Genomic DNA, 7845 nt, shown 5'->3' with positions numbered 1-7845 from the left:
GGCATTAATGGGCATTTATTGACGTGTAGTTTTCGTGCCCCCCGGGTTGGTGTCGGCGGGGGGGATTGAAGACGCGGCCCGAGATCGGATACCCGATCGGCTCCGGGGATCTCGCCCGCTATGCTCAGGGGTGTTGTGTCGTGGGCCGTTAGCTCAATTGGCAGAGCAGCGGACTTTTAATCCGTTGGTTGTGGGTTCGAGTCCCACACGGCCTACCACCGGCAGGACGGGGTTCACTTCTCTGACCTGCTAGGGAGCGCCCCGACCTGCCCAACGTGAGCTACCTGCGCACCAGCCGCGCCGACATGCCGGTGCTCTACGGACCGGACGAGGACTTCCCGGTGGGCGGCTCCAAGGTGCTGCGCTCCTCGCACCGTGACCGGGTGTGCGTCGTGGCCGCCGGTGTGACCGTGCACGAGTCGCTCGCCGCCGCGGCCCTGTTGGAGCGCGAGGGCATCGCGGTGCGCGTGGTCGACCTCTACTCGGTCAAGCCCGTCGACGGCGGGACGCTGCAGAGCGCCGCCGACGACACCGGCTGCCTGCTCACGGTCGAGGATCACCGCCCTGAGGGCGGCATCGGCGACGCCGTGGCCGAGGCGTTCTCCGACGGGCGGCCCATGCCCAGGCTGGTACGGCTCGGTGTGCGCAACGTGCCGGCGTCCGCCAAGCCCGAGGAACAACTGCACGCGTCCGGTATCGACGCAGAGTCGATCGCGGCGGCGGTGCGCCTGCTGGTCGCGGAAGCGATGGTGCGCCCGTGACCGAGAGCAGGACGCACCGTGTGCGGGCCGGCGGACGAACGGTACGGATCCAGCGGCCCGGAAAGGTGCTCTTCCCCGACGACGCCATCACCAAGGCCGACCTCGCCGACTACTACCGCGCCATCGCGCCCCACATGCTGCCGCACCTGCGGGGCAGGCCGCTGATGCTGGAACGCCACCCCGACGGCATCGACGGTCCCCGCTTCATGCAGAAGAACACCCCGGACAACTACCCCGACTGGATACGCAGGGTGGAGGTCGCCAAGGCCGACGGCACGGTGAACCACACCGTCTGCGACACCACCGCCACCCTCCTGTACCTCGTCGACCAGGCATGCCTCACCTTTCACCGCTGGCAGTCCCGGGCCGGCCGCCTGGAGCGGCCCGACCGGCTGGTCTTCGACCTCGACCCGACGGGCGACGACTTCGAGCCGGTGCGCCGGGCCGCGCGGCAGCTCGGCGAACTCCTGGACGAGCTCGCGCTGCCGTCCGTACTCATGACCACCGGCTCCCGAGGACTGCATGTGATCGTGCCGCTCGCCGGAGACACGGACTTCGACGGCACCCGTGCCTTCGCGCAGGAGGTGGCCGAGACACTGGCCGGCCGCGACCCCGACCGGCTGACCACAGCCGTACGCAAACAGGCACGCGGGGACCGCCTCTACCTGGACGTGCAGCGCAACGGCTACGCCCAGACGGCGGTGACGCCCTACTCGGTGCGCGCCAGGCCCGGGGCGCCGGTGGCCACGCCGATCAGCTGGGAGCAGCTGGAGGACCCGGAACTGGTCCCGGGCCGCTGGACCGTCGCCGACGTGCTCGAACAGGCACGGACCGACCCCTGGGGGGATGCGCTCGGCAGCAGGCGGGCCATCGGGCCGGCCGGCCGCCGGCTCGCCGCTCTTCGATAGGAAGCTGCGACAGAAGCGTTCCGGCCGCCCTCCGCCGATCCGGCGCCGGAAGGAAGGGAACTGCGTGCGATGGACAGGAACAGGGGCAACGGCAATGGAATGGGCAGTGGTGGACCCGGCCGCGACGAGACGGAAGACGAAAGGGCCGATCGCAGATGGGCCGACCTGGTCCAGGAATTGCGCGTCGCCCAGACCGGGGTGCAGATCCTCTTCGGATTCCTGCTGACCGTGGCCTTTCAGCCACGGTTCGTCGAACTGTCGCAGACGGACCAGACCATCTACTCCGTGACCGTCGTGCTCGGGGCGGCGACTACAGGGGTGCTGATCGGTCCCGTGGCGTTCCACCGGATGGTCACCGGCCGCCGTCTCAAACCGCAGACGGTTTCCTGGGCGTCACGGCTGACCGTCCTCGGACTGGTCCTGCTGCTGTGCACGATGGCGTCCGCCCTGCTGCTGATACTCCGAGTGGTCCTCGACGACACCATCGCGCTGTGGCTGGTCATCGCCATGGTGGTGTGGTTCGTGGTGTGCTGGTTCGTTCTGCCCGCGTGGACCCGCGTCACGCGACGCGGCCCTGATTGACGCGTTTTCATCCGCTGTGCATGTCCGTCCGTTGGGGCGCTTGCGGAGCCATGAGGCCTTGGCGGTACTGTGCGCGCACCGCCAGAGGAATGGCGCGGCAATCGTGGAGGACTCAGTGACAGAAATCAGAAGATCGTGGCGGCGTACGGGAGCGTTCATAGCCGTCGCGTCGGCCGGCGCGCTCGGCGTCGGCCTTTCCGCCGCACCGGCGATCGCGCACACTCCGGTGTGGTCGGTGACCTGTGACGAGGTCAGCGTCGACCTGACCGCGTACAGCCCCACCAAGGACAACACCGTGACGATCACGGTGGACGGCAAGGACCTCCTGCCGGCCAAGACGTTCAAGGGCGAATTCCACGACAAGCTCGACCTTCCCGAGCACAGCGAGGAACTCACCGTCCGTCTGATCGTCAAGGCCGGGGACGACGACAAGTTCTCGCGCGACGAGACCAAGACCGCTCCGGTGTGCGAGGACAACACGCCGAGCCCTTCGCCGTCGACGACGCCCCCCTCGCCGACGCCGAGCGAGTCCTCGCCCGCGCCCAGTGCCACGCCGAGCACCAGCGCGCCCGCCACGAGCGCCCCCGCGACGCCCTCGGCCGAGCCGAGCACCGACGCGCCGGGCGGCGGCCTGGCCGAGACCGGCGGCTCCAGCGCCACGCCGCTGATCGCGGGCGCGGCCGCAGTGGTCATCGTTGCCGGCGGCGGCATCATGTGGGCCGCGCGCAAGCGCCGCAGCGCCCAGCACTGATGTGACACGGGGCGGGCGGGCCGTGACGGCCCGCCCGCCCTTTTGTGCTCCCGGCGGCCTTTGTCCCTCCCGGGGGCTCCGTCGCCGGGTGCGCCCGACCGCGTCAGGCGGCGGCGGGCGTGTAATGGGCCGCCTCGTCGCCCTCCACGATCACACTCGTGCGGCCGTCGATCCCGACCGGCACGTCCCCGGCGACCGTCACCCGGTGCAGCAGCCGCGGCAGGTCGCCGTAGTCGTCGGGCGCGTAGTGCTGGGTGATGCGGTTGTCGAAGAGGACCAGGTCCCCCGGTGCCCAGGTCCAGCGCACCACGTTCTCCGGGCGGGTCACGTACGACTGGAGGATGCGCAGGATGTCCCGGGACTCCGACGGGGACAGGCCCACCAGGGACTGCGCGAAGCCGCCGATGAACAGGCCCCGTTCGCCCGACTCCGGATGGACCCGCACCACGGGGTGCTCGGTGCGGTACTTCGTGGACACGAAGCGACGCCGATGCTCGGCGGCCTTCTCCGTCTTCGGCTCCGCGTAGTCGTAGGCGTTGGTGTGCACCGCACGCAGCCCGTCGGCCAGTTCGCGCAGCGGCTGGGGGAGGTCCCGGTACGCGGCAGCCGAGTTGGCGATCAGCGTGTTGCCGCCGTAGGGAGGCACCACCAGACTGCGCAGCGTCGACGCCTTCGGCGGGGTGCGCACGAAGGTGACGTCCGTGTGCCACTGGTTGGCACGGATGCCCTCGTCGCCGTCGACGGGCAGGATGTTCGGCTCTCCCTCGACCGCCGGCACGGTCGGATGGGCGCTCGTCAGCTCACCGAAGAGCGAGGCGAAACGCAACTGCGCCGCGTCGTCCAACTGCTGGTCGCGGAAGAAGAGCGCCTTGTGTTCGAGCAGTGCCGCGTTGATCTCCTTGACGACGGCGGGCTCGAGGTCGCCCGAGATGTCGACGCCGAGGATCTCCGCCCCGATACGGCCGCCGACACGGCGGATGTCGAAACCGGTTGTGGTCATGGGAATGCTGCCTTTCCTGATGGGGATACGGGACAGGGGGTGACGGTGGTCGGTTGCGTGATGTGGGCAGGTCACACGGAGACGCTCGGCCTGCCCGCGGGCCGCGCGAGGCCGTAGTGGTCGCGCAGGGTGCGGCCCGTGTACTCCGTACGGAACAGCCGGCGCTCCTGAAGCAGCGGAACGACCTGGTCGACGAAGTGCTCGAGACCGCCGGGCAGATACGGCGGCATGATGTTGAAGCCGTCCGCGGCGCCCTCGGTGAACCACTCCTGGAGCTGGTCCGCGATCTGCTCCGCCGTGCCGACGACGACCCGGTGCCCGCGGCCGCCGCCCAGCCGTGCGATCAGTTCGCGGATGGTGAGGCTCTCCCGCCGGGCGAGCTCCGCGACCAGCGTGAAGCGGGACCTGTTGCCGTTGATGTCCCGCTCCTCGGGGAGATCGGGCAACGGCCCGTCGAGGGGCAGTCCCGTCAGGTCGGTTCCCAGCATTCCGGAGAGCTGCTGGAGACCGTACTCGGGCACCTGCAACGCGGTCAGCTCCGCCTCCAGCGCCCGTGCCTCCGCCTTGGTGGAGCCGATCACGGGGCAGATGCCCGGCAGGATCCTCAGCTCGTCGGCGGTCCTGCCGTACGTGGCGAGGCGCGACTTCAGGTCCTTGTAGAAGGCCTGCCCGTCGGACAGCGTCTGCTGCGCCGTGAAGACCGCCTCCGCGTACCGTGCCGCGAACTCCTTGCCGTCTTCGGAGGAACCGGCCTGCACCAGCAGCGGGTGGCCCTGCGGGGACCGCTGGACGTTCAGCGGTCCGTGCACCCGGAAGTGCTTGCCGCGGTGCCCGACGGGACGGACCGCGCCTTCGCGCGTGTACTCGCCGGCGGCCCGGTCGATGACAGCAGCGTCGTCCGTCCAGCTGTCCCACAGGTCCTTCGCCACCTCGAGGAACTCCCCGGCGCGCTCGTAGCGCAGAGCATGGCCGGGGTGCTCGTCGAGCCCGAAGTTGCGCGCCTCCGCCACGTTGCCGGAGGTGACGATGTTCCAGCCCGCCCTACCGCCGCTGAGGTGGTCGAGCGAGGCGAACTTGCGGGCCACGTGGTAGGGCTCGTTGAACGTGGTGGAGACGGTGGCGATCAGCCCGATGCGCTCGGTGGCGACCGACAGCGCCGACAGCAGTGTCAGCGGCTCGAAACCACCGACCGCGTTGTAGCGGGCACTGCCCCAGAGCGTGAGGCCGTCGGCGAGGAACAACGAGTCGAGCTTGCCGCGCTCGGCGGTACGGGCCAGTTCCTGGAAGTACGAGAGATCGGTGATCCGCTCCGGCCGCGTGGACCGGTGACGCCAGGCGGCGTCGTGATGACCGGCGTTCATCAGGAACGCGTTGAGATGGATCTGCCGCGGGGTCTGGGCGGTCATGTGCGGGACCTCAGCTTCCGTTCGGGGTGCGCCAGGACGTGAACCGCCGCTCGAGGGCCACCAGCAGCTGGTTGAAGGTGACGCCGATCGCCGAGATGGTGACGATGCCTGCGTACATCTCGGGGATGGCGAAGTTGAACTGGGAGGCGTTGACCAGATAGCCGAGACCGGCCTTGGCGCCCACCATCTCGGCGGCGACGAGGACCAGGATCGCGACCGCACCGGCCAGCCGGATGCCGGTGAAGACGGCCGGCACCGAGGCGGGGAGGATGACCTTCTGGAAGATCCGCGGGGCGGGCAGATCCATCGTCCTGGCGAGCCTCAACAGCGTCGGGTCGACACTGCGCACCGCGCTGATGGTGTTGAGCAGCACCGGCCATGTGCAGGCGTAGAGCACGATCGAGATCTTCGAGGTCTCGCCGATGCCCAGCAGCAGGACGAACACCGGCAGCAGCGCCAGCGCGGCCGTGTTGCGGAAGACCTCGAGCAGCGGCCCCAGCAAGTCGGCGACCGGCCGGTACCAGCCGATGAGCAGGCCGAGCGGCACGGCCAGGGTGACCGCGAGCGCGAAGCCCGTGAACGAACGGCCGAGACTGGCCCAGGTGTGCTCGGCCAGCTGACCGTCCAGCAACAACTGCCACCACGCCCGGGCCACTTCGGAGAACGGAGGCAGGAACGTACGATCGGCGAGCCCCAGCCTGGGCGCCGCCTCCCACAGCGCGAGCAGCGCCAGGACCGCCGCCGTGCGGGTGAACAGCCGCAGTACGGCGCGGCCCACGCAGCGAGCGGCGGTCGCGGCCCTCGGTTCGCGGGTCCCGGGCACGTCGGGCGCGGCGGGCGGATCCGCCACGGCGGGCGACGCCGCGGTCGTCTTCTCGGCTGTGATGTCGGTGGTGATGCTCATGACGCCACGGCCTCCCTCTCCTGCTGCTGGGCCCTGCCGACCTCGTCGCGCAGCAGGTTCCAGATGTGATGGCGGTGGTGGGCGAACTCCGGGCTCGAACGAGGATCGTCGCCGGGTGAGCGGTCACCGAGCCGGATCGGCACGATCTCCTTGATGCGGCCGGGCCGGGAGGTGAGCACGGCCACGCGCTGTCCGAGCCGGACCGCCTCGTCGATGCCGTGCGTGATGAACACGACCGTCTTGCCGGTGCGCTGCCAGATCCGCAGCAACTCGTCCTGCAGCGACTCGCGGGTCTGTGCGTCGAGGGCGGCGAAAGGCTCGTCCATCAGCAGCACATCGGGGTCGTAGGCGAGGCTGCGGGCGATCGCGACCCGCTGCCGCATACCGCCGGACAGCTCGTGCGGATGACGGTCCTCGAAGCCGGTGAGGCCGACCAGGGAGAGGTACTCCCGGGCGCGCGCCGCCAGCTTCCTGCGCGGTACGCCCGTCGCCTCGAGGCCGAACTCCACATTGCCGCGGGCGGTGCGCCAGGGCAGCAGGGCGTACTGCTGGAAGACAATGCCCCGGTCCAGTCCCGGTCCGGTGACCGGCTTGCCGTCCAGCAGGATCTCGCCCGTGCTCGGGCGGGACAGGCCGCCGAGCAGGTCCAGCAGCGTCGACTTGCCGCAGCCGCTCGGCCCGACGACCATGGTGAACTCCCCGGCGGCGATGTCGAGGTCGATGCTCTCCAGGGCCGTGGTGTCCGGGCGGCCGCGGCCTCCGGGGAAGGACTTCCCCACGCCCCGGAAGCTGATCTTCGGGTCCTCGATGTCCTGGGTAGTCATGCGTCAGCGCCCCTTCGCGGCACGGCCGCCGCCGTTGAATTCGTTGGTGTACACCTCGTCGACGCGGACCTGCCCGGCCTTGATGTCGCCCCGGTCGGCGAGCCAGTCGGACCAGACGGACAACTCGTCGGCGGCGATACGGCCGCCGGGCGCGGCGACGCCGAACGACTGCCAGTACTTGAGCGGGTCGGTGCTCTCGTTGCGCCCGCGCCGTTCGACGATCTCCTTCATGCGGGCCACCACCTCGTCGCGCGGGGTGGCGCGCGACCAGTCCAGGGCCTTGCCGACGCCGGTCACGAAGGTCCCTGCCGTCCGCGGGTTCTGTTCGAGGAAGCGCTGGGTGAAGACGTACGTGCCGGCACTGAACGCGCCGCGCAGCTCGAAGTCGCTGAACAGCTTGCGCACCCCGCCCGTCTCGAGTGCCTTGTCGCGGAGGATGCCGCCGAGGACGGCCACGTCGATCTGTTCCCGCCGCAGCGTCTGCTCGGTGTTGACGGGAGGGACGACGATGCGTTCGACCCGCTCCGCCTCCGCCCGGCTCAGCCCGTGCTTCTTCAGATAGATGTCGAGCATCGCCTCGTGGTGCGCGCCCAGGGTGTTCATGCCGACCTTCTTGCCGATCAGGTCGCGCGGGGAGCGCAGGAGGCTGGACCGGGTGACGTAGAAGCCGTTGTAGGCGGCCTTGTCGGAGCCGTAGTAGCTGATGACG

General features: G+C 69.9%; 8 protein-coding genes, 1 tRNA gene and 1 pseudogene. 5 read left to right on the top strand and 5 right to left on the bottom strand.

All coding sequences use genetic code 11. The features are described 5' to 3' along the window. Positions 1-142: 142 nt before the first annotated feature. The 5 genes and pseudogenes from ABZ070_RS33675 (at position 143) to ABZ070_RS33655 (ending at position 3002) form a co-directional block, all read left to right on the top strand. Positions 143-218 (top strand) — tRNA-Lys (locus tag ABZ070_RS33675). A 57-nt stretch (positions 219-275) separates the two neighbouring features. Beyond that, positions 276-761, top strand: a pseudogene (locus ABZ070_RS33670) (transketolase C-terminal domain-containing protein); the annotation flags it as partial. Further along, positions 758-1669, top strand: a complete 912-nt coding sequence (gene ligD, locus ABZ070_RS33665; RefSeq protein ID WP_356639550.1) for a non-homologous end-joining DNA ligase — start codon at positions 758-760, stop codon at positions 1667-1669. The pseudogene ABZ070_RS33670 and the gene ligD, both read left to right, overlap by 4 nt. A gap of 69 nt (positions 1670-1738) precedes the next feature. Further along, positions 1739-2251, top strand: coding sequence for a DUF6328 family protein (locus tag ABZ070_RS33660; protein WP_356639548.1), 513 nt, complete (start codon positions 1739-1741; stop codon positions 2249-2251). A 115-nt stretch (positions 2252-2366) separates the two neighbouring features. Next, a complete protein-coding gene (locus tag ABZ070_RS33655; protein ID WP_356639546.1) occupies positions 2367-3002 on the top strand; it encodes an LAETG motif-containing sortase-dependent surface protein in 636 nt (211 codons plus the stop codon). Between the two features lie 103 nt (positions 3003-3105). Here the strand turns inward: ABZ070_RS33655 and ABZ070_RS33650 are convergent, their stop codons facing one another. The 5 genes from ABZ070_RS33650 to ABZ070_RS33630 all read right to left on the bottom strand — a co-directional run. Further along, complete coding sequence (locus ABZ070_RS33650) at positions 3106-4002, bottom strand: TauD/TfdA family dioxygenase (RefSeq protein WP_356639544.1); 897 nt, start codon at positions 4000-4002, stop codon at positions 3106-3108. Positions 4003-4073: 71 nt separating this feature from the next. After that, the gene (locus ABZ070_RS33645; protein WP_356639542.1) at positions 4074-5408 is read right to left on the bottom strand and encodes an LLM class flavin-dependent oxidoreductase; all 1335 of its coding nucleotides are present in this window, start codon (positions 5406-5408) and stop codon (positions 4074-4076) included. 10 nt (positions 5409-5418) lie between these two features. Continuing rightward, positions 5419-6312: an ABC transporter permease gene (locus ABZ070_RS33640; RefSeq protein WP_356639540.1), complete on the bottom strand. Its 894-nt coding sequence runs from the start codon at positions 6310-6312 to the stop codon at positions 5419-5421. Next, a complete protein-coding gene (locus ABZ070_RS33635; RefSeq protein ID WP_356639538.1) occupies positions 6309-7136 on the bottom strand; it encodes an ABC transporter ATP-binding protein in 828 nt (275 codons plus the stop codon). The genes ABZ070_RS33640 and ABZ070_RS33635 overlap by 4 nt, the downstream gene beginning before the upstream one ends. Positions 7137-7139: 3 nt before the next feature. Beyond that, positions 7140-7845 (bottom strand): ABC transporter substrate-binding protein (locus tag ABZ070_RS33630; RefSeq protein ID WP_356639536.1); only part of this gene is annotated, 706 nt, incomplete at its 5' end.

The organism is Streptomyces sp. NPDC006283 (assembly GCF_040613325.1).
Lineage (GTDB): Bacteria > Actinomycetota > Actinomycetes > Streptomycetales > Streptomycetaceae > Streptomyces.
This window is presented reverse-complemented; position numbering and strand designations above follow the sequence as displayed.

Coding starts and splice junctions, on each gene's coding strand:
- ABZ070_RS33660 (WP_356639548.1), top strand. CDS start 1,739: ATGGACAGGAACAGGGGCAACGGCAATGGAATGGGCAGTGGTGGACCC.
- ABZ070_RS33650 (WP_356639544.1), bottom strand. CDS start 4,002: ATGACCACAACCGGTTTCGACATCCGCCGTGTCGGCGGCCGTATCGGG.
- ABZ070_RS33645 (WP_356639542.1), bottom strand. CDS start 5,408: ATGACCGCCCAGACCCCGCGGCAGATCCATCTCAACGCGTTCCTGATG.
- ABZ070_RS33640 (WP_356639540.1), bottom strand. CDS start 6,312: ATGAGCATCACCACCGACATCACAGCCGAGAAGACGACCGCGGCGTCG.
- ABZ070_RS33635 (WP_356639538.1), bottom strand. CDS start 7,136: ATGACTACCCAGGACATCGAGGACCCGAAGATCAGCTTCCGGGGCGTG.